The 21126-nt window shown below is 74.8% G+C and carries 13 protein-coding genes; 3 read left to right on the top strand and 10 right to left on the bottom strand.

What is annotated here, in order from left to right; translation table 11 throughout:
- Positions 1-81: 81 nt before the first annotated feature.
- Entirely contained in the window at positions 82-339 is a 258-nt protein-coding gene (locus ACFRAR_RS23495; protein WP_380700107.1) for a mycoredoxin, read from the top strand.
- Positions 340-381: 42 nt separating this feature from the next.
- Here the strand turns inward: ACFRAR_RS23495 and ACFRAR_RS23490 are convergent, their stop codons facing one another.
- The 6 genes from ACFRAR_RS23490 to ACFRAR_RS23465 all read right to left on the bottom strand — a co-directional run bounded on the left by ACFRAR_RS23490 (position 382) and on the right by ACFRAR_RS23465 (position 8485).
- Positions 382-1221 (bottom strand): GntR family transcriptional regulator, encoded by an 840-nt coding sequence (locus ACFRAR_RS23490; RefSeq protein ID WP_380700106.1) that lies wholly within the window; start codon positions 1219-1221, stop codon positions 382-384.
- Between the two features lie 265 nt (positions 1222-1486).
- On the bottom strand, positions 1487-2428 hold the full coding sequence (gene nudC / locus ACFRAR_RS23485; protein ID WP_380700105.1) for an NAD(+) diphosphatase: 942 nt from the start codon (positions 2426-2428) through the stop codon (positions 1487-1489).
- A 70-nt stretch (positions 2429-2498) separates the two neighbouring features.
- Entirely contained in the window at positions 2499-3902 is a 1404-nt protein-coding gene (locus ACFRAR_RS23480) for a dipeptidase (RefSeq protein ID WP_380700104.1), read from the bottom strand.
- Positions 3903-4146: 244 nt separating this feature from the next.
- Entirely contained in the window at positions 4147-7029 is a 2883-nt protein-coding gene (locus tag ACFRAR_RS23475; RefSeq protein WP_380700103.1) for an ABC transporter permease, read from the bottom strand.
- The gene (locus tag ACFRAR_RS23470; RefSeq protein ID WP_380700102.1) at positions 7026-7790 is read right to left on the bottom strand and encodes an ABC transporter ATP-binding protein; all 765 of its coding nucleotides are present in this window, start codon (positions 7788-7790) and stop codon (positions 7026-7028) included. Before ACFRAR_RS23470 ends, ACFRAR_RS23475 begins: the two co-directional genes overlap by 4 nt.
- A gap of 68 nt (positions 7791-7858) precedes the next feature.
- A complete protein-coding gene (locus tag ACFRAR_RS23465; RefSeq protein WP_380700101.1) occupies positions 7859-8485 on the bottom strand; it encodes a PadR family transcriptional regulator in 627 nt (208 codons plus the stop codon).
- A 79-nt stretch (positions 8486-8564) separates the two neighbouring features.
- Here ACFRAR_RS23465 and ACFRAR_RS23460 point away from each other — a divergent pair, with 79 nt between their 5' ends.
- Positions 8565-9542 carry an endonuclease/exonuclease/phosphatase family protein gene (locus tag ACFRAR_RS23460; protein WP_380700100.1) on the top strand — a complete coding sequence of 326 codons (978 nt, stop codon included), beginning with the start codon at positions 8565-8567 and terminating at the stop codon, positions 9540-9542.
- A gap of 25 nt (positions 9543-9567) precedes the next feature.
- Here the strand turns inward: ACFRAR_RS23460 and ACFRAR_RS23455 are convergent, their stop codons facing one another.
- The 4 genes from ACFRAR_RS23455 to ACFRAR_RS23440 form a co-directional block, all read right to left on the bottom strand.
- Positions 9568-10779 carry a PP2C family protein-serine/threonine phosphatase gene (locus tag ACFRAR_RS23455; RefSeq protein ID WP_380700099.1) on the bottom strand — a complete coding sequence of 404 codons (1212 nt, stop codon included), beginning with the start codon at positions 10777-10779 and terminating at the stop codon, positions 9568-9570.
- Between the two features lie 191 nt (positions 10780-10970).
- Positions 10971-14255, bottom strand: a complete 3285-nt coding sequence (locus ACFRAR_RS23450; RefSeq protein ID WP_380700098.1) for a UvrD-helicase domain-containing protein — start codon at positions 14253-14255, stop codon at positions 10971-10973.
- A 46-nt stretch (positions 14256-14301) separates the two neighbouring features.
- On the bottom strand, positions 14302-17622 hold the full coding sequence (locus ACFRAR_RS23445; protein WP_380700097.1) for an ATP-dependent helicase: 3321 nt from the start codon (positions 17620-17622) through the stop codon (positions 14302-14304).
- 114 nt (positions 17623-17736) lie between these two features.
- The gene (locus tag ACFRAR_RS23440; protein WP_380700096.1) at positions 17737-18081 is read right to left on the bottom strand and encodes an MGMT family protein; all 345 of its coding nucleotides are present in this window, start codon (positions 18079-18081) and stop codon (positions 17737-17739) included.
- 138 nt (positions 18082-18219) lie between these two features.
- Between ACFRAR_RS23440 and ACFRAR_RS23435 the strand changes: the two genes are divergently transcribed.
- Positions 18220-21012: a flippase-like domain-containing protein gene (locus tag ACFRAR_RS23435; RefSeq protein WP_380700095.1), complete on the top strand. Its 2793-nt coding sequence runs from the start codon at positions 18220-18222 to the stop codon at positions 21010-21012.
- Positions 21013-21126: the final 114 nt, after the last annotated feature.

The raw sequence follows: 21126 nt of genomic DNA, 5'->3' as shown, positions 1-21126 counted from the left end.
TGGCGCGCCGGAATGTCCGCCGCCCGGCGGGCGTTCCCTCCGGTGACCGTACGCATTCCTCTTTCCGAAGGAGCCCCCTCGATGTCCGGCACCGTGACGATGTACAGCACGACCTGGTGTGGGTACTGCAACCGCCTCAAGAGCCAGCTGGACCGCGAAGGCATCGGCTACACCGAGATCAACATCGAGGAGGACCCGGCGTCGGCGTCCTTCGTCGAGTCGGTGAACAACGGCAACCAGACCGTTCCGACGGTGCTGGTGACGCCGGCGGGCGGCGGCGAGCGGGTCGTGATGACCAACCCGAGCCTGATCCAGGTCAAGAAGGCCCTGGCGGCCTGAGTCCGCCCGGTCGGGCCCGGGTCCGGCCGGAGCCGGCGCGCGTCACGGCGCGTCGGCCCGGGCCGGGTCGACGGGTGCGGCGGGGGCGGGCAGGCTGGTGCGGGCGCCGAGGTCGCCGACGCCGTAGACGAGCCGGCTGCGGTCGGCCGAGTAGCGGGTCTCGATGACCCGGACGGGCCCGCGCCGGTCGTAGGTGACGCGGGTCTGCACCATGAGCGGCACGCCGGGGCCGCCCTGGAACCACTGGGCCTCCTCGGGGCCCGGCATGCGGGCGACCAGGTGGTCGACGGCGCCGATCTCGGTGCGTCCGAGGGTGGCGAGCACCGCCTCGTCGCCGCCGTCGACGGGGTCGGGTTCCATCAGCGGGGTGCCGGCGGCGAGGCCGGCCCGGTAGTGGCTCTCCTCGATGGAGTAGGGCTCGCGGTCGAGCAGGCGCAGCTGGCGGCGGACGACGATGGCCTCGCCGGGGCGCAGACCGAGTCGTTCGGCGATGTCCACCCGGGCCCGGACGATCATCATCTCGAAGTCGGTGCTGAGTTCCCGCCCGGCTTCGGCGGCCTCGCCGAGGTAGGCGGCGGAGGGTGCGGCGAGGCAGTCGCGGGGTGCGGGGTGGGGGGTGGGCCCGTAGGCGTGGTGGTCCAGGACGGGGTGTTCGCGCAGGTAGGTGCCCTTGCCCTGGAGGCGGACCAGGCGGCCTTCGTTGACGAGGACGTCGACGGCGAGCCGGACGGTGTTGCGGGCGACGCCGTACTGGCGCTCCAGTTCGCTCTCGACCGGCAGGGCCGCGTCGGCGGTGAACTCGCCTTCGGCGATCCGGCGGCGCAGGTCGGCGGCGAGGCGCTGGTATTTGGGGGATTGGGCGGTGCCCCGGGGGATTGTCACCCTGGTGAATGTAGCGAGCGCGGCGAGGGGGTTTCAGCCGTTTCCGGCAATATCGTCCGTGCGGGTGGGCCGCGCGCCTCCGGACCCGCTTCCCGGTAGCAGAACTGGCCCGTCCGAACACGAACAGATGGGCGCGAGGAATTCCGAAAGGGCTCGGAAAGAAAAAGGGGGGCGCATGGAATTGACCATGCGCCCCCCGCGCCGCCCCCTTCACAAGGGCCCCTTCACAAGGACCCCTTTCCCGCGGGACTGCCGGACGACGGGACTACCAGCGCGCCGCCGAGGGCAGCGGCTCCCCGTACCAGAGCTCGACCAGGTGCCGGGCGATCGAGATGCCGGACGGCGGCAGGATCTCCCCCGCCTCCATCCCGGCCCGCAGCTCCTCGCGGGAGAACCAGCGCGCCTCGGCCAGCTCCTCGCCGTCCACGGTGATCTCGGTGCCGCCGGGCAGCGCCCTGCCCTGGAAGCCGAGCATCAGGCTGGACGGGAACGGCCAGGGCTGGCTGGCGACGTAGCGCACCTCGCCGACCCGGACGCCCGCCTCCTCCTGCACCTCGCGGGCCACCGCCTGCTCGATCGACTCCCCCGGCTCGACGAAGCCGGCCAGCGTCGACCAGCGGCCCTCCGGCCACAGCGCCTGGCGGCCGAGCAGGCAGCGGTCCTGCTCGTCGGTGATCACCATGATCACCGCCGGGTCGGTGCGCGGGTAGTGCTCGGCCGCGCAGGAGGTGCAGCGCCGCACGTGTCCGGCGCCGGCCTTCTCGGTCGGGTGCCCGCAGCGCGAGCAGAAGCTGTGCAGCCGGTGCCAGTGCTCCAGCGCCACCGCGTGCACCAGCAGCCCGGCGTCCCGGTCGGACAGCAGCCCGCCGACCTCGCGCAGGCCGGCCGGACGGGCGTCGCCGTCGAGGCGCCCGGGCAGGCTCTCGCCGGCCAGCGCGAAGTAGGAGACGCCGTCCTCGTCGGTGCCGAGGAAGTACCGGTCCCCGGTCTGCGGCGCCTCGAAGGAGGGCATCAGCACGAGTTCGGTGCCCTGCGCGGTGTCGACCACGAACGCCTCGCCGCCGGCGATCGGCAGGACCCGGGTGTTCGGGTGGCTCCAGGCGGCCGCCAGCCAGGGCTCGTCGAACCGGTGCTCGGCCGCCCGGTCCACCCCGGACCGGGCCAGTGCCAGGTGCAACGGGCGCTCGGTCTCAGGCACGGTGCTCACGTCTGTTCCATCCCCACGTGGTGAATCATCCGGATGAATGATCTGGCTGCCATGGTGCGCGCGGCGGGGGTCATGCCCCCGGCCGGAAGTTCTCGGCCAGGTCGCCCCAGAGGTACGCGGCGGTCTCCACGCCCTTGGCCAGCAGGTCCAGCTCGACCTTCTCGTTGACCGAGTGCCAGCCGTCCGAGGGCACCGAGATGCCGAGGAACAGCACCGGCGCGCCCAGCACGTCCTGGAGGTCGGCGGCGGGGCCGGAACCGCCCTCGCGGGTGAAGAGGATCTTCTGCTCGAAGGCCCGCCCCATCGCGCGGACGGTGGACTGGAGCGCCGGGTGGTCCAGCGGGGTCAGGCAGGGCCGGGTCGCGCCCGGGAAGACCAGCTCGTACCGGACGCCCTCGGGCACCCGCTCGGCCACCCAGGCGCGGACGGCGTCGCGGACCTTCTCCACCTCCTGCCCGGCGACCAGCCGGAAGGACAGCTTGAGGTGCGCCGAGGCGGGGACGATGGTCTTGCCGCCGGGGCCGGTGTAGCCGCCCCAGACGCCGTTGACCTCGGCGGTCGGGCGGGCCCAGATCCGCTCCAGGGTGGAGTAGCCGGCCTCGCCGCGGGTGCCGTACGACTTGGCGACCTTCAGCCACTGCTCCTCGTCGAAGGGCAGCTCGGCGAACAGCTCGCGCTCGCGCTCGGTCAGTTCGATGACGCCGTCGTAGAAGCCCGGGATCGCGACCCTGCGGTCGCCGTCGTGCAGGGCGGCGGCCAGCTCGGCCGCGACCTGGGCCGGGTTGGGCACGGCGCCGCCGAAGGAACCGGAGTGGATGTCGGTGTCCGGCCCGTACAGGTCGACCTGGGCGTCGGCCAGGCCGCGCATGCCGGTGCAGACGGTCGGCGTGGTCGCGGACCACATGCCGGTGTCCGAGATGACGACCACGTCGGAGGCCAGCCGCCCGGCCTCGCGCCGGACCAGGTCGGCGAAGTGCGGCGAGCCGGACTCCTCCTCGCCCTCGATCAGCAGCTTGAGGTTGACGGCCGGCGAGGTGCGGCCGGTGGCGGCCAGGTGGGCGCGCGCGCCCAGGGTGTGGAAGAACACCTGGCCCTTGTCGTCGGCGGCGCCGCGCGCGTACAGCCGGCCGTCGACCACGGTCGGGGTGAACGGCTCGGTCTCCCAGCCGTCCTCCTTCGCCGCGGGCTGCACGTCGTGGTGCCCGTAGACCAGGACGGTCGGCGCGGCCGGGTCCCCGGACGGCCATTCGGCGAACACCGCCGGGAGTCCGTCGGTCTCCCACACCTCGGCCACCGGGAAGCCCGTCTCGCGCAGCTTGGCGGCGAGCCACTCGGCCGAGCGCCGCACGTCGCCGGACCGGGCCGGGTCGGCGGAGACCGAGGGGATGGTGAGCCACTCGGAGAGGTCGGCGAGGAAGGCGGCCTGGTGCTGGGCGATGTAGGAGCGGACGGCGCTGTCCGGGGTTTTCGTCATACCGACGACTGTAGTTCGCCGGTGTGCCTGCCCGCCCCGGCCGTCCGGCTGCCGGGCCGCGTCGGGGCTGTAACCTCCGTCACCCCCGCGCTCCCGTCACCCCCGGAAGCCCGCCACCCCCGCCGCCGGGAACGGCGGACGGGGGTGGCGGTCGGGCGGCGGACGGGCCGCGGACGGGTGGTGAACGGGCAGCGGACGGTCGGCGGGGCCCGCGCGGCCCCCGGGACGGAACCCGGCGGCGGCCTCAGCCCGAGCGGCGCAGCAGGGTGATCCGCGAGCGGGTCATCAGGGCCGCGAGGGCGGCCGCGAGGAGCGGCAGCAGCACCACGGTGGCGGCGATGGTGGGCCATGGGAAGACCAGGGTCGCCCGGTCGGCGAGCTCCGCGCCGCTGATCCCGGGGTAGCCGCCCGCCGCGGCCTGGACCTTGCGCAGTGCCACTCCGGGTACCAGCCCGCTGACCACGCCGAGCAGGGCGCCCATGGCGGCGATCACGCCGCACTGGAAGCCGGACAGCGAACGCCTGATGCGGGGTTCGGCGCCGACCGCCGCGAGGGTGGTCAGGTCGCGCTGGGAGTCGGCGGCGGCCAGTCCGGTGGCGATGCCGGCCGCGCCGAGGGCGACGAGGGCGGCGAAGACGTTCAGGCCGAGCTGGATCAGGTCGGTCCGGCTCTGGTAGCCGCGTTCGACACTCAGCACGTCGTGGCTGCTGAGCTTGCCCAGCGCGCCGGTGGCCTTCTGCTGGGCCTTGTCGGTGGGCGCGGCCGCGGGCCGCCAGACCGAGCCGGCCGGTGCGGAGTGGAAGCCGAGCCGCGCGGTGGTGGCCGGGCTGATCACGGCCATGGCCGGGGCCGGCACCGTGGCGTCGGCGAGCACCGCGTCCACGGTGATCTCGTTGTGGGTGGGCTTGTCCTGCGAGGGCGAGGGCGAGGACGGGGCGGAGGGCGGGGGGGAGGGGAGGCTGACCCGGAGGGTGACCTTGCCGTCCTTGAGGTAGCGCGGGTCGAAGACCACGGCCTTGCCGGCGGCCAGGGCCTGGGCGGATCCCTGGTCGGTGGCGCCGTAGAGGTTGCGCAGCAGGGTCGCGTCGCCGGACTGCAGCGAGGGGAACCGGATGCCCTGGTGGGTGGTGATCTGGCAGCGCTTGTCCGTGCTCACGACCCGCGCGCGCTCCTCGGTTGAGATGTCGTCGTCCGTGCCGAAGACGGGGCAGCGCTGTTCCTTGGGCAGTTCGACGCTGATGTAGCCGCAGTAGGCGCCCGCCATGCAGTCGGCCTTGGGGTCGACGCGCTGGACGTCGGCGCGCGGGCCGAGTTCGGGGATGCTGCGTTCGACGGCCTCGCGCATCTGCGGCAGCAGCTTGCCGTCGGGTCCGTCCATCCAGCCGTTGCCGAGGATGACGGCGCCGGCCGGGGCGGAGGGGACGTATTCGCGGCGCTGCTGTTCGTCGATGCTGGCCATGTAGACGCTGACCGCGACGGAGCCGGCGACGGCGGCCATCACGGCGGCCACGGCGGGCGCGGTGCGGCCGCGGTGGCGGACCGAGTCGCGCAGGGCGAGCCGGGGGCTGAGCGGGAGCAGGCGGCCGATCCGGCCGAACAGTCCGACCAGGTAGGGCACGAGGGCGACCATGCCGAGTTCGGCGACGGCCGAGCCGCCGAGGACGGCGAAGCTGCTGTTGCCGATGCCGCTGGTGGCGCCGTACAGGGCGAGGGCCGCGCCGCCGCCGAGCATCAGCAGGCCGAGGACGGCGAGCTTGCGGCTGGGCGGCTTGAGGGTGTCGCGGCCGGTGAGCGCGGCGACGACGTCCTGGCGGGAGGCCTGGACGGCGGGCACGACGGCGGCCAGCAGTCCGGTGGCGAGGCCGACCAGGAGGATGCCGAGCAGGTCGAGCGGCGGCAGGGCGAAGTGGCCGAAGCGCTGGCCGGAGTACTCCTCGGCGTTGGTGCGCAGCAGGGCGACCGTGCCGATGCCGAGGCCGAGGCCGACGGCGGCGCCGGTGAGGCCGAGGACGATGCCGCCGCCGAGGACGACGGAGCGGACGTTGGCGCGGTCACCGCCGGCGGCGGCGAGCAGTCCGAGCTGGCGGCGGGAGCGGCGGGCGCCGACGGCGAAGGCGGGGCCGGCCAGGAGGACGATCTCCAGCAGGGCCATGCCGGCGACGGTGGCGAGGGCGACGATGTCGGCCCGGTTGAAGTAGCTGGTCTGCGGGCCGCCGCGCTGCCGGTCCTCGGAGTAGTAGGGGACGTCGGCGCGGGCGGGCGGGTTCGCGAGGACGGCGCGTGAGGTGACCTGGAAGCCGTACTCGTTGAGTTCCTTGACCTTCGGCCAGTCGAGGGTGGCGCCGGCCGGGAGCTTGACCAGCCAGCGGGAGGGCTCGTCGCCGCCCTGCGCGGTGTTGTCGGAGGCGTTCGACGGCTTGGGGAGCCGGCCCAGCAGGGTGCCGGGGCGGGCGGTGATCTCGGTGGCGGACAGTTCGCCGGGGTACTCGTAGACGCCGGTGATGGTGAAGGGGCTGGCTTCGAGGCCGCGGACGGTGGTCTTGTCGCCGATCTTGAGCCCGGAGCGCTTGAGGAAGTCCCGGGAGACGGCGGCCTCGGTGTCGGCGGCGGGGGCGCGGCCCTTGACCAGGTCGATCCGGCCCCGCCAGACCGGGTCGGTCAGGTCGGCTTCGCTGACCCGGGCGGTGAGCAGGCCTTCGGCGCTGCTCACGGCGGTGAAGGGGCCGAGGAGTTCGGGCACCACGGCGGAGCCGGCCGGGAGCAGTCGGCGGGCCAGGTCGGCGGGCGGGGTGTCGAGGGCGCGCTGCTGCGCGGGGGTGTACTTGGGGGCTTCGCCGTTCTTGGCGTCCCCCTTGGGGTCCTTGAGGATGAATCCGTTGCTGGGGTCGGGTGCCTGGATGACGGAGGAGCCGCGTTCGACCATGTCGAGTTCGCCGGCCGCCTGGCCCATGAGCCGTTCGGTGCGTTCGGTGGTGGTGAGTTCGGCGCTGCGGAAGACCACGTCGGCGCCGGTGACGCCGAGGACGGGCAGCGCCACCATGGCGATGACGAGGGCGCTGCGGCCCTTGGCGCGCAGGGCGTCGCGGCGGGCGATGCGCAGGGCTACCCGCCAGGCGCTGAGCTTCACTCGTCCACCTTCAGGCTGTTGCCGGCGGCGCTGACGAGCAGGCTGGCGGCGTCCTGGCTGGTGGACTCGTCGACCATCCGGCCGTCGCGCAGGAAGACGACCCGGTCGGCCCAGGCGGCGTGCCGGGCCTCGTGGGTGACCATCATGGCGGCGGCGCCGGCGTCGCAGCGGGCGCGCAGTACGGCGAGGACGGCCTCGCCGGTGGTGGAGTCGAGGGCGCCGGTGGGTTCGTCGGCGAGGACCAGGCGGCGGTCGCCGATCAGGGCGCGGGCGATGGCGACGCGCTGCTGCTGGCCGCCGGACATGTCGTCGGGGAAGCGGTCGGCGAGCTCGGGGATGCCGAGTTCCTGCAGGGCGGCGAGTGCCTCGCGGCGGGCGGCGCGGGTGGACAGCCCGTCGAGTTCGCGCGGCAGCGAGATGTTCTCGGCGGCGGTGAGCGCCGGTATCAGGTTGTAGTCCTGGAAGACGTAGCCGACGGAGCGGCGGCGGACCTGGGCGAGCTTCTTGCGGTTGAGGTCGCCGAGGGCGACGCCCTCGACCAGGACCCGGCCGCCGCTCGGGGTGTCCAGGCCGCCGGCCAGGGTGAGCAGGGTCGACTTGCCGGAGCCGGAGGGGCCCATGACGGCGACGAACTCGCCGGGGTGGACCTTCAGGTCGATGCCGCGCAGGGCCTGGACCTCGGCGGCGCCGTGGCCGTGGACGCGGGTGACGTTCTCCAGGTGGAGCACCGGCGTGTGCCTGGACGGTTCGGTGTGGGACATGGATTCCCCCCTTGTGCTGGGTGCGGGCCCGGTGTCGGGACCGGGCCTGGTGGTTCGGGTGCCTGGGTTCAGGCGCGCAGGCGGCGGCCGCGCTTGGCGGGCGCGGCGCCGTCGCGGGCGGCCTCGGCGGTGCGGGCCTGCTGGAGTTCGGCCTGCTGGGCGAGCCGGGTCTCGCAGTGGTCGAGCCAGCGGATCTCCGCTTCGGTCTGGAAGATCAGCTGGTCGAGGACGAGCAGCCAGGCGAGGTCGTTGCTCTCGGAGGGCGCGACGCCGGGCCTGGACTCGCCCGCCAGGGCGCGGCCCTTGAGCCGGGTGTAGTCCTGGAGTGCCTTGATGCTGTGTCGGCGCTGGCCCTGGACGACGGCGGAGACGTCCACTCCGGGGACGGTCACCGCCATGGCGAGCTTGATCGCCAGTTCGTCGCGCGGTGGGTTGGTCCGGGGCACCGGGGTGTCGAACCAGTTCCGCAGTTCGGCGCGGCCGGCGTCGGTCACCGCGTAGAACTGGTGGCCTTCGTCGTCCTCCCCTGCGGCCTCGACCAGTCCGTCGCGCTCCAGTCGCGACAGCGTGGTGTAGACCTGCCCGACGTTGAGCGGCCAGGTGGCGCCGGTGCGCGCCTCGAACTCGGTGCGCAGCTGGTAGCCGTAGCGCGGGCCCTGGTCGAGCAGGGCGAGCAGACCGTGACGGATGGACATACCGAGTATGTATACCCGGTATGCATCCCCGTCTCAAGCCGGACCCCCCTCCCCCGGCGACCGGGTACCGTCGTGCGGTGTGAGCCAGTTGCGCATCGCCACCTTCAACCTGTTGCACGGCCAGCCCCTCGCCCCGGACGGCGCCCCGCGGCCCTACCCGTCCGACGCCGGCGGCCCGTTGGCCGAGGCGGTGGCCGCCCTGGACGCCGACGTGCTGGCGCTCCAGGAGGTGGACCGGCACCAGTCGCGCTCGGGCGGCACCGACCAGGCCGCGGTGGCGGCCGCGGCGATGGGCGCCGGGGACTGGCGCTTCGCCGCGGCGCTGCACGGCCGCCCGGCGCCGGTGGCCGGCTGGGTGCCGGAGCCGGACGGGCCGAACGGCCTGCGGGTGTACGGACCGGGCGAGGTGGGTGACGGCGCCCTGCCCTCCTACGGGACGGCCCTGCTGACGAGGCTCCCGGTGCTCCACTGGCGGGCCCGGCGGTTCGCCCCGGCGCCGTTCGGGCTGCCGCTGCGGGTGGCCGGGCGGCGCGGGCTGACGCCGGTGCCGGACGAGCCCCGGGCCGCGCTGGCGGCCGTCCTGGAGGGCGAGCGCGGCCCGTTCACCGTGGTGGCGGCGCACCTGTCCTTCGTGCCCGGCTGGAACATGGCGCAGCTGGCCGGCATCCGGCGCTGGATCGCCGACCTGCCGCAGCCGTACCTGGTGCTGGGCGACTTCAACCTGGTCGGCGCGGTGCCGCGCACGGTGCTCGGCGGGGCGACGGCGCTGGAGCGCAGCGCGCCGCGGGCGCGGGCCCGGGTGCGCGAGCTGCGGGCGGCCAGGCGGGCCCGGCCGGTGCTGGCCGAGCCGCGCCGGCGCCGGGTGCGCGAGCCGCGCGCCCGGCTCCAGGGCTGGTACGACCTGGCGCGCACCCCCACCTATCCTTCGCACCGGCCGGCGGTGCAGTTCGACCACGTCCTGGCGATCGGGGTGCCGCGCGCGGCGGTGGGCCCGGCGGCGGCGCCGCGCACGGTGGTGTCGGACCACCGGCCGCTGCTGGTCGAGGTGTCGCTGTAGCGCTCCCGGCCCGCCGGGGCCCGGTCTACTGGCGCGTCAGGACTCCGGCCTGCTGCGGGAGTTGGACGGAGGCCACGAGCCGGCCGGTGCCCGTGCCGAGGGCGGGCGGCGGGTCGAACTGGAGGAGCAGCATGGCCGCGTCGTCGCCGAGCTGGCGTCCGACGTGGCGCACCACGTCCTCGTGCAGGCGCTGCAGGACGTCGGCCGGGCGGCCGGCGGCGCAGCGCGGGAAGCGTTCGGCGAGCGGGTAGAAGACGCCGGCGCGGTCGCGGGCCTCGATCACCCCGTCGGTGAACAGCAGCACCCGGTCCTCGCCCTGGAGCTGGATCCGGTGCACCGGCGGGCGGACGTCGGCCGGGTCGAGGACGCCCAGCGGCGGTACGGTCTCGGCGAGTTCGAGCGGGTGGACGTCCCCGCCGCGCAGCAGCAGCGGGGCGGGGTGGCCGCAGTTGACGATCTCCGAGGTGCCGTCGGGGCGGACGCCGATCAGCACCAGGGTGACGAACTCCTCCTCCACGCCGGGGTGGTCGTTCTCGTGCAGGGCGCGGTCGAGGCTGTCGGCCAGCCAGCCGGCCACCCGGTCGAGGGCGGGCTCCTGGTGGGCGGCTTCACGGAAGGCGCCGAGCACGGCGGCGGCGGTCTCCACCGCGCCGAGCCCCTTGCCGCGGACGTCGCCGACCACGGCGCGCACCCCGTGCCGGGTGTTGACCACTTCGTAGAGGTCGCCGCCGATCCGGGCGTGGGCGGCGGCGGCCTCGTAGTGGACGGCCGCCCGGACGGTGCCGACGCGTTCGGGGACGGGTCGCAGCAGGACCCGGCGGGCGATCGAGGCGACGAGCTGGGCGTCGGCCAGGGCCTGTTCCTGGCGCAGTCTCAGGGTGGCGCTGACCCAGCCGATCGTGGCCACGAGCAGGATCGCGAAGACGCTGGCGACGTGCACGGACTCGTCGAGGGTGTCGCTGCGGAAGGCCATCAGGAAGGCGGCGGCCTCGGTGCCCAGGCCGATGGCGAGCGGGTACCAGGTGCGGCGGCTGACCACGGCGGCCAGCGCGGGGACGGCGGTGAGGGCCGGTTCGACGGTCACCTCGGTGCCGCTGAGGTAGTCGAGGGCGACGATCAGCACCATGCCGATGAACGGCAGCGCCAGCGCCGTCCTCGGCCAGGTGCCGGTCGCGCGCGGAGCGGGGCCCGGGGTCGGCCCGGTGAACCGCTCTCTGATCCATCCGGTCGCGCTCAACTTCGGTTTCTCCAGCAGAAGACGCCGATGCCCGGGGGCACCTGCGGTGATGACTGAGGGTTAGGAAATGCGGGCCTCGCTGGCGGCCGGAGCTCGGGGGTTGACCGGTTACCGACCCCACAATAGGCGCGAAACGTGCACGACGCACAGGTTTCGGGCACTGGCGTGATGACTTGGATGCTCTGCGTGACTCAATAGTCACTGTTCCCGATCAGAAGCCGTTCCAACTCTTTTCGGGCGGGAAGTCCTGCCGGGCGGACGATCCGCCCGCTGCGGACGTACAGGAACGACGCGGTGACCTGCTCGGGATCGACACCCGCCTGCTCGGCCCAGGCCAGCCGGTAGACCGCGAGCTGCAACGGATCGGCGGTCTCCTCCCGGTGGGTCTTCCAGTCCACCACTTCGTAGCGTGACCCACCACCGGATTCCGACAATCCGTCATCTTCCCGGTAGACCGCGTCGATGCGCCCCCGCACCACCCGGCCCGCCAGCACCAGCTGGAACGGCGCCTCCACCCGGTGGGGCTTGCGCTGGGCGTACGGGGTGCGCAGGAACGCCTCCTTGAGCCGTTCCAGGTCCTGCTCGTCCTCGATGCCGTCGTCGTCGGCGCCGGGCAGCGCGCCGGGCTCGACCAGCAGCAGCGGCTCGATCCGGGACTGCACCCAGGCGTGGAAGCGGGTGCCGCGCCGGGCCGCGGGCTGCGGGGGGCGCGGCATCGGACGGGCCAGGTCACGGGCGAAGCCGTCCGGGTCGGCGGCCAGCCGCAGCAGCTGGGTGGCGGAGAGCGCGGCGGGCAGCGGCACGTCCCGGGCGGTGCGCCGGGAGCGCTCCAACTCGCCCAGCAGGGCGGTCAGATCGCGGTCCCAGGAGGCCACCTGGCGCTGGTCCTCGGGGGTCGTCTCCTCGGGCTCCGGGGCCGGCGCCCCGGCGAGGCGGGCGCGCACCACCTCGGCGACCCGGCGGCGGGCGTGCTGGGCGGCCGGGTCCAGCGGCAGCGGCCAGGGGTGCTCGACCGGGGCGGCCAGCGCCGGGTTCTCGGCGCCCTTCTCCGGCTGCTCGGCCCAGTGCTCGACCTCGCCCGCGCCGGGCCGCTCGCAGTGCTCGCGCAGCGCCTCCAGGAAGGGGGACGGGCCGCGGACGGTCTTCTGGCTCGGGCCCCACCAGTGCCCGGAGGCCAGCAGCAGCGACCGGGGACGGGTGAACGCCACGTAGCCCAGGCGCAGTTCCTCGGTGACGGAGTGGTCGGCCAGCTCCTTCCTGAACGCCGTCATCGACTTCCCGTTCCACCCGCCGCGCACGTCGGGCAGGGTCGCGGCGTCGCCGCGCAGGGCGTGCGGGAGCACGCGCTTGGTGCTCGTCCAGCGTTCGCGCGGGCTGGACGACGGGAACGCGCCCCGCACCAGGCCGGGGACGGCCACCACGTCCCACTCCAGGCCCTTGGACTTGTGCGCGGTGAGCACCTTCACGGTGTCCTCGCCGCCGGGCAGGCTGCTGTCCAGGCCGCGCTCGTACTCCTGGGCGGCGCGCAGGAAGCCCAGGAAGGCGGCCAGGCCCGGGTCGCCGTCGAGGTCGGCGAAGGAGGCGGCGACGTCCAGGAAGGCGTGCAGGGTCTCCCGCCGCCGGGCGGCCAGGGCCCGCGGGGAGGCGGCGAGTTCGACCTCCAGGCCGGTGACGGACAGCACCCGGTGCAGCACGTCCATCAGCGGGTCGGCGAGCGAGCGGCGCAGCTCGCGCAGCTCGGCGGCGAGCCGGGCGAAGCGCACCCGGGCCTCGGCGGAGAACGGCAGGTCGTCGGGCTGCTCGCCCGGCTCACCGGTCGGGGCCGTCAGGAAGGTCTCCACCGCGTCGGCCAGCGAGACCACCTCGGTCGGGTCCGCCTCGGCGACGGCCGCGGCCAGCGCCTCGACGTCCTCGGAGCGGCCGGTCCGGACCAGGGCGGCGGCCCGGCGGCCGAGCAGCGCGAGGTCCCGCGGGCCGATCCGCCAGCGCGGGCCGATCAGCAGGCGCACCAGCGCGGCGTTGGCGGTCGGGTCCTGCAGCACCTCGCAGACCGCCACCAGGTCGGCCACTTCGGGCAGCTGCAGCAGCCCGCCGAGGCCCACCACCTCGACCGGCACCTCCCGGGCGACCAGCGCCGCGTGGATGTCCGGGAAGGCCGCGCCGCCGCGGCACAGCACGGCGATCCGGCCGGGCGCGGTGCCGGTGCGCACCAGGTGGGCGATCGAGTCGGCCAGCCAGCCGATCTCCTCGGCGTGGGTGGGCAGCAGCGCCGCCCGGACGAAGCCGTCCTGCTCGGCGCCGGGGGCCGGGCGCAGCGCCTCGACGCCTTCGTGCATCTCCCGCAGCGGGGCGGCGAGTTCGTTGGCGAAGGCGAGCAGGCGGCCGCCGCTGCGGCGGTTCTCGCTGAGCGCGTAGCGGTCGGCGGGGCGGCCGTCGGCCTTCGGGAAGTGCCGGGGGAACTCGTCGAGGTTGGCGACGGAGGCGCCGCGCCAGCCGTAGATCGCCTGGCAGGGGTCGCCGACGGCGGTCACCGGGTGGCCGCCGCCGGAGCGGGCGCCGCCGGAGGGGGCGTCCTCGGGGCCGGCGCCGAAGAGGCCGGCCAGCATCAGCCGCTGGGCGACCGAGGTGTCCTGGTACTCGTCCAGCAGCACCACCTTGTACTGGCCGCGCAGCAGCTCGCCGACCTCGGGGCGCTGCTGGGCCAGGCGGGCGGCGGCGGCGATCTGGTCGCCGAAGTCCATCAGCCCGGCGGAGCGCTTGCGCCGCCGGTAGTCCTCGACCAGGCGCAGCAGCTCCAGCCGGGCCCGGGCGGTGGCCGGGACGGCCCGCAGGTCGTCGTTGGTGAGCTTGGCGGTGGCGAGGGTGTCCAGCAGCCGTTCGTCGAAGTCGCGCAGGGTCTGCGGCTCGACGAGGTGCTCGGCGAGTTCGCCGTCCAGCGCGGTCAGGTCGGCGACCAGGTTGGCGAAGGTCCCGGTGAGCGCGGGGAACGGGCCGCGGGCGGCGCGCAGCACCTTGGCGGCGAGCTGGAAGCGGGTGGCGTCGGCGAGCAGCCGCACGTCCGGTTCGATGCCGATCCGCAGGCCGTGCTCCTTGAGCAGGCGGCCGGCGAAGGCGTGGTAGGTGGAGATCTCCGGGTCGCCGAGCGGTTCGGCGGCGTCCCGGTCGCCGACGCGCCCCCAGCCTTCGGCCGGGGGGACCCCCAGCCCGCAGACACGCAGGGCGGCGCGGACGCGTTCGGCGAGTTCACCGGCGGCCTTGTTGGTGAAGGTGAGGCCGAGCACCTCCTCGGGCCGTACCGCGCCGGAGCCGACCAGCCAGACCACCCGGGCGGCCATCACGGTGGTCTTGCCGGAGCCGGCGCCGGCCACGATCACGGCCGGCTCCAGGGGGGCGCCGATGGCCGCCATCTGCTCCCGGTTGAACGGGATCCCCAGCAGCTCCTTGAGCTGGTCGGGATGGCTGAGCACGGCGGTCACCACGCAACGGTAACCGGAGCGACGGACAATCCTTGCCGGGCGGCCATCACTCCACCAGCTGCGCACCGTCCCGCTGGGCGGAGCAGCTGCGGCGGAAGGAGCAGCGGTCGCAGCCGCCGCCGGTCTGCGGGACGAAGCGTTCGGCGAGGACCTTCCCGGCCGCGTCGGCGAGCAGGTTCTCGATCCACGGCTCGCCCTCGGGCGGCTCCTGGCGCTGCACCTTGGGGGCGTCCTGGGCGGCCTTGGCGGCGGGTTCGCGCAGGTGGACGAGTTCGGCGCCGCCGGTGTCCGGCGCCGTCCCGTCGAAGCCGGGCAGCTCGTTGAGGGCGCCGGCCCGGACGGCGAGCTGGTAGACGGCGAGCTGCTTGTGCTCGGGCAGTGACTTGTCGGTGGGTATCTGCTTGCCGGTCTTGAAGTCGACGACGTAGGCGCGGCCGGCGGTGTCCTTCTCCACCCGGTCCATCGAGCCGCGGATGCGGACCCGGACGCCGCCGACGTCGAGGGTGACGTCGAAGCCGTGCTCGGTGGCGACCAGGTCGCGGCCGCGTTCCAGGACGTGCCAGTTGAGGAAGCGCTCCAGGGCGGCGCGTGCCTCGGTCTTCTCCTGCTGGGACTTCCAGGGCGCGTCGAAGGCCAGCGCGTCCCAGACGGTGTCCAGCCGTTCCATCAGGACGGCGAGGTCGGCGGGGGTGCGGCCGGAGCCGACCTCGTCGGCGAGGGCGTGCACCACGTTGCCGAAGCCCTGGGCGGCCGAGCCGGCGCCGCGCGCCTTGACCTCCTTGTCCAGGAACCACTGGAGGGAGCAGCTCTCCAGCTGTTCCAGGCCGCTGCCGGAGAGCCGGACGGGGGCGTCGGCGCCGCGCAGCGGCTCGGGGGCGGCCGTCGGGTCGTCCAGGCCCCACCAGCGCTCGGGGCGGGCGGCGGGCACCAGCGGCAGCCCGTCCTCGTCGGTGGCGGCGGCCAGGGTGGCGAGCCGTTCGGCGGCGGCGCGGCGCAGTTCGGGCGAGCGGGCGGGGTCGACGGTGACGGCGCGCAGTTCGGCGACCAGCGCGGCGACGGACAGCGGGCGGCGCGGGCGGTGGGTGACGTCCTCGACGGTGACCGGCGGGGTTCGGCGCACGGTCCTGCCGGTGGCGGGGTCGACGTCCTCGCGGTAGAGCTCGCGCAGGAAGCGGGAGGGTTCGTCGCCGTCGTCCGCGGGGGCCTTGACGGCGGTGACGATCAGCCGTTCCCTGGCGCGGGTGGCGGCGACGTAGAAGAGCCGGCGCTCCTCGCCGAGCAGGGCGCCCGGGGAGAGCGGTTCGGCGAGGCCGTCGCGGCCGATCCGGTCGGCTTCGAGGAGGGAGCCGCGGCGGCGGAGGTCGGGCCAGAGGCCGTCCTGGACGCCGGCCACCACGACCAGGCGCCATTCCAGGCCCTTGGAGCGGTGGGCGGTCATCAGCCGTACCGCTTCGGGGCGCACGGCGCGGACGGTGAGGGTGTCGGCGGCGATGTCCTGGGCTTCGAGTTCGGCGAGCAGGTCGAGGGCGCTGCGGTGGCCGGTGACCTGTTCCTCGGCGCGGGCGGCGGTCTCGAACAGGGCGCACAGCGCGTCGAGGTCGCGGTCGGCGTTGCGGCCGGCCGCGCCGCCGCGCAGGGCGGCCCGTTCCAGGCGTTCGCGCCAGCGGCGGCTGCCGTCCCAGAGCTCCCAGAGCGCCTCCTCGGCGGTGCAGCCCCCGGCCAGCAGCTCGCGGACCTTGCGCAGCAGGGTGCCGAGGTCGCGGGCGCGGCGGGCGTGCGCGGGGTCGAGGGCGACGAGCCGCTCGGGTTCGGCGAGGGCTTCGCGGATCAGTTCGTCGGCCGGGCGGGGGGCGGTGGTGCCCCGGCCGTCGGCGCGCAGCGCGGCGCGTTCCTCCTCGCGCAGGGCGCGGCCGAGGCGGCGCAGGTCGGAGCCGTCGAGGCCGCCGAGCGGGCCGGTGAGCAGGGTGTGGGCGAGGTCGGTGGTGAGCGGGTCGGGGGCGTCCGGGTCGCCCTGCTTGTCGCGGGCGGCGAGCTCGGCGCAGACCCGCAGGGCGAGCAGCAGTTGGGCGACGGCCGGTTCCTCGCGCAGCGGCAGGTCGTCGCCGTCGATCTCCAGCGGGACGCCGGCGGCGCCCAGGGCCCGCCGCACGCCGGGGATGGAGCGGGCACCGGCCCGGACCAGGACGGCCATCTCGCCCCAGGGCACGCCGTCCTCCAGGTGGGCGCGGCGCAGCAGGTCGGCGATCGAGTCGAGTTCGGCGCCGGGGGTCGGGTAGGTGTAGACCTCGACCCGGCCGCCCTCGCGGGAGGGCAGCAGGGCGCGGTGCTGGGCGAGTTTGTCGGCGGGCAGCCGGCCCATCGGCATCCGGCGGGCGACTTCGCGGGAGGCGGCGAGCAGGACGGCGCCGGAGCGGCGGGAGACCCGCAGGACCAGGACGTCGGCGGGGGTTCCGTCGGCCTGCCGGAAGGTCTGCGGGAAGTCGAGGATGCCGTTGATGTCGGCGCCGCGGAAGGCGTAGATCGACTGGTCCGGGTCGCCGACGGCGACGAGGTCGCCGCCGCCGCCGGCGAGCCGGCGCAGCAGCCGGACCTGGGCGGGGTCGGTGTCCTGGTACTCGTCGACGAAGACCACCTCGTAGCGGCGCCGCAGTTCCTGCCCGACCTCGGGGCGTTCGGCGAGCAGCACGGCGCGGTGGACGAGTTCGGCGTAGTCGAGGACGCCGCGCAGGTCGAGGACGTCGAGGTAGTCGGCCAGGAAGTGCGCGGCGGCGGCCCAGTCGGGGCGCTGGACGCCGTGGGCGAAGCGTTCGAGTTCGGCCTCGCCGAGGCCGAGCTCGCGGCTGCGGGCGAGGACGGCGCGGACCTCGTCGGCGAAGCCGCGGGTGGTCAGGCAGGCCCGCAGGTCCAGCGGCCAGGCGATCCGGCCGAGGCCGCGCTTGGCGTCCTCGGCGCCGCCGGCCAGCAGTTCGCGGACCATGACGTCCTGTTCGGGGCCGGAGAGCAGCCGCAGCGGTTCGGCGTAGTCCCGCGGGTCCTGGTGGGCGCGCAGCAGGGCGTAGCAGAAGGAGTGGAAGGTGGTGGCCTGCGGGGCGGCGGCGGTGCTGCCGAGGCGGCCGGACATCCGGTCGCGCAGTTCCATCGCGGCCTTGCGGCTGAAGGTGAGGACGAGGATCCGCTCGGGGTCGGTGCCGTCCGCGATCCGCCGGGCGACGGCCTCGACGAGGGTGGTGGTCTTGCCGGTGCCGGGCCCGGCCAGGACCAGCAGCGGCCCGCCGGGGTGCTCGACCACGGCACGCTGGTAGGCGTCCAGCACGGGTGGGTCGGGCTGGACGAGCGGGCTGCGCACGAGCCGGTAGGGGGAGGTCACGAACTCGGTCCTGGGGTCGAACGGTGGGGCACGGCGGGGGCGGGCCGCGTGGGCCCGCCCGCATCGAGCCTACGGTCCTGCCCTGTCAATCCGGTCCGGTGCGGCGGTTTCCGCTCACTCGCCGTCCCAGCGGGCCCGCTTGAGGTCGACCCGGACGGGGTCGGCGAGTTCGCGCAGCGGGGTGCCCTCCTCTCCGTAGTGGGCGAGGGCGCGCCGTTCGTGCCCGGGCAGCAGGCGGCCGTCGGCGCGGATCACCCGCCACCAGGGCACCGAGCCGCCGTACAGGGCCATCACCCGGCCGACCTGCCGGGGGCCGCCCTGGCCCAGGTACTCGGCGACGTCGCCGTAGGTCATCACCCTGCCGGGTGGAATCCGCTCGGCCAGGTCGAGCACCAGTTCGGCGAACGGTGGCAGGGTGTCCGGGAGGCCGTCCTCTGTTGCGTCCGTCACCTGCGGCATTCTTCCCCACGGGGGCGTTCCCGGGGCCCCGTACGAACGATCCGCCGCGCCCGATCCGCCCCCTGTCCCGCACGGGGAGCCGGAGCATGCCACCATCTTCCGGGGCGGTGAGTGGTGATACGAGGACAACAAGACCAGATGACCGGGACGGCTGACGTGGGCATGGACAAGGACTCCGACGAGTCCGCCGCCGCCGTGCCCCCGGCTCCCGGCGACGAGGGCGAGGACCGGCCCGGGCCGGGGCCGACGCCGGAAGTCTCCCTGATCAAGGACCGGATGATCAAGACCCCCGCCCCCACGACGACCCCGGTCCCGGAGCCCGCCGCGCCGGATCCCACGATCCCCGAGCCCGCGCTCCCGGAGCCCGCCGCCCAGGAGTCCGCCGCACAGGAGCCCGCCGCCCCGCCCCGGCTCCACGCCGACGACCACGACCACGACCACGACCCGCTGGACGACGCCCCGCACCTGGACGTCGACGAGCCGCTGCTCGCCGCCCGCGCCCACCGCCCGTCCGACCTGATCCGCTTCCTGGCCGGCGTCCTCGGCATCGTCGCCGTCTTCGTACTGGCCGGCATCGCCACCTCGACCACCACCGGCATCGAGCAGGACATCGCCACCAACGCGCCGCACTTCTCCGCGGTGTTCTCCACCATCACCGGCCTGGTCTCCAGCGTCGCGGTGCTCGCGGTGCCGCTGGCCTTCGCCGTCGAACGGCTGATCAAACGCGACGGCCTGCGGGTCGCCGACGGCGTGCTCGCCTCGGTGCTGGCGTACGGCGTCTCGCTCGGCATCGACTGGTGGGTGGCCGAAGGCGCCTCCCCGCACATCCGGGACGCGCTGACCCGGCTGCCGCTGGACAGCAACGGCAGCCTCACCGACCCGGTGCACGGCTACCTCGCCCCGGTGATCGCCTACATGACCGCCGTCGGCATGTCGAGCAGACCGCGCTGGCGGGTCGCCCTGTGGGTGGTGGTGGTCTTCAGCGGGGTCACCGAGCTGCTCGGCGGCTACACCACCCCGATGTCGCTGCTGCTCACCGTGCTGATCGGCTGGTCCGTCGCCTACGGCACGCTGTACGCGATCGGCTCCCCCAACATCCGGCCCACCGGCCAGCACCTGATGATCGGCCTGCGCAAGGTCGGCTTCACCCCGGCCGGCGCCGTCCGCGCCCCCGACGCCCCCGGCGGCACCCGCCGCTACCACGTCACCCAGCAGGGCGGCCCCCCGCTGGACGTGCACATCATCGACCGCGAGCAGCAGGCCTCCGGCTTCTTCTACCGGGCCTGGCGGCGGCTGCGGCTGCGCTCGGTGGCCGTCCGCCGCAGCCCCCAGTCGCTGCGCCAGGCGCTGGAGCAGGAGGCCCTGATCGCGTACGCGGCGGCCGCCTCGGGCGCCCGCGCGCCGCAGCTGGTCGCCACCTCCGAGCTCGGCCCGGACGCCGCGATCCTGGTCTACGAGAACCTCGACGGCCGCACCCTCGACGAGCTGGCCGACGAGGAGGTCACCGACCCGGTGATGGCCTCGATCTGGCAGTCGGTGGCCGCCCTGCACGAGCGCCGGATCGCCCACCGCCGGCTCACCGGCGAGTCGCTGCTGGCGGTGGACGAGCGGACCGCCTGCCTGGTCAACCTCTCCGGCGGCGACATCGCCGCCACCGACCTGACCCTGCGGATCGACGTCGCCCAGCTGCTCACCACCTTCGCGCTGCGGATCGGCCCGGAGCGGGCCGTCGCCACCGCCAACGCGGTGCTCGGCGCCGAGCGGGTGGCCCAGGCGCTGCCGCTGCTCCAGCCGGTCGGGATGAGCCGCTCCACCAGGGTCGACCTGGCCAAGCTCACCAAGGAGCGCAAGGCCGCCGCCCGGGCCAGGGCGCTGGAGCAGGTCGCGGCCGGGGAGCGCACCCAGGAGCAGGCCGAGGAGGACATCGCGGCGGCCGGCGAGGACCTGCTGAGCCGCATCCGCGGCCAGATCCTCCAGATCGCCCCCGAGGCGCCGATGGCGCCGGCCAAGCTGGAACGGCTGAAGCCGAAGACCCTGATCATGGTCATCGCGCTCACCTTCGCCGCCTACCTGGCCCTGACCACCATCAAGCCCGCCCAGCTCAAGCTCTCCCAGATGAACTGGGCCTGGGCCGCGGCCGCCCTGCTCGCCGCCGCCTTCAGCTACGTCGCCGCCGCGATGAGCCTGACCGGTTTCGTCCCCGAGAAGCTGCCGTTCCGGCGCACCGTCGCCGCCCAGCTGGCCGGCTCCTTCGTCAAGCTGGTCGCGCCCGCCGCGATCGGCGGCATCGCGCTCAACACCCGCTACCTCCAGAAGGCCGGCATCCGCTCCGGCCAGGCGGTGGCCTCGGTCGGCGCCTCCCAGCTGGCCGGCCTGGCCGGGCACCTGCTGCTGCTGTTCAGCTTCGGCCTGATCACCGGCAGCCAGACCAACGGCGACCTCTCCGCCTCCCGCGCGGTGATCATCGGCGTGCTCACCGCCGCCGTGCTCGCCCTGGTGGTGGCCGCCGTCGCGCCGCTGCGCCGGTTCGTGCTGGGCCGGCTGCGCTCGCTGTTCTTCGGCGTGGTGCCGCGGATGCTCGACCTGATGCAGACGCCCAGCAAGCTGGTCACCGGCTTCGGCGGCATCCTGCTGCTGACCCTCTCCTTCACCGCCTGCCTGGACTTCTCGGTGCAGGCCTTCGGCGGCGACGTCAGCTTCTCGGCCGTCGCCGTGGTCTTCCTGACCGCCAACGCGGCCGGCTCGGCGATCCCCACCCCCGGCGGCATCGGCCCGGTCGAGGTCGCCCTCATCGGCGCCCTCACCGTCGCCGACGTCTCCCCCGCCGTCGCCACCCCGGCGGTCTTCCTCTACCGGGCCCTGACCTTCTGGCTGCCGGTGCTGCCGGGCTGGATCTCCTACAACGTCCTCCAGCGCAGGAACGCCCTCTGAGCCCCCCCCCGGGGGGGGCCCGGACGCACGGAGGAGGGCCCGCCCGAAGGCGGGCCCAACACCGGTGGGGGTCATACCGCCCGGCCAGGGCGAATAGAACGGGGATTGGGGCGA

It is taken from the genome of Kitasatospora sp. NPDC056651 (assembly GCF_042792155.1).
In the GTDB taxonomy this organism is placed as follows: domain Bacteria; phylum Actinomycetota; class Actinomycetes; order Streptomycetales; family Streptomycetaceae; genus Kitasatospora.
This window is presented reverse-complemented; position numbering and strand designations above follow the sequence as displayed.

Excerpts from the sequence above, each read along its gene's own strand:
- ACFRAR_RS23495 (WP_380700107.1), top strand. The coding sequence starts at position 82 with ATGTCCGGCACCGTGACGATGTACAGCACGACCTGGTGTGGGTACTGC.
- ACFRAR_RS23480 (WP_380700104.1), bottom strand. The coding sequence starts at position 3,902 with ATGACGAAAACCCCGGACAGCGCCGTCCGCTCCTACATCGCCCAGCAC.
- ACFRAR_RS23470 (WP_380700102.1), bottom strand. The coding sequence starts at position 7,790 with ATGTCCCACACCGAACCGTCCAGGCACACGCCGGTGCTCCACCTGGAG.
- ACFRAR_RS23465 (WP_380700101.1), bottom strand. The coding sequence starts at position 8,485 with ATGTCCATCCGTCACGGTCTGCTCGCCCTGCTCGACCAGGGCCCGCGC.
- ACFRAR_RS23440 (WP_380700096.1), bottom strand. The coding sequence starts at position 18,081 with ATGCCGCAGGTGACGGACGCAACAGAGGACGGCCTCCCGGACACCCTG.
- ACFRAR_RS23435 (WP_380700095.1), top strand. The coding sequence starts at position 18,220 with ATGACCGGGACGGCTGACGTGGGCATGGACAAGGACTCCGACGAGTCC.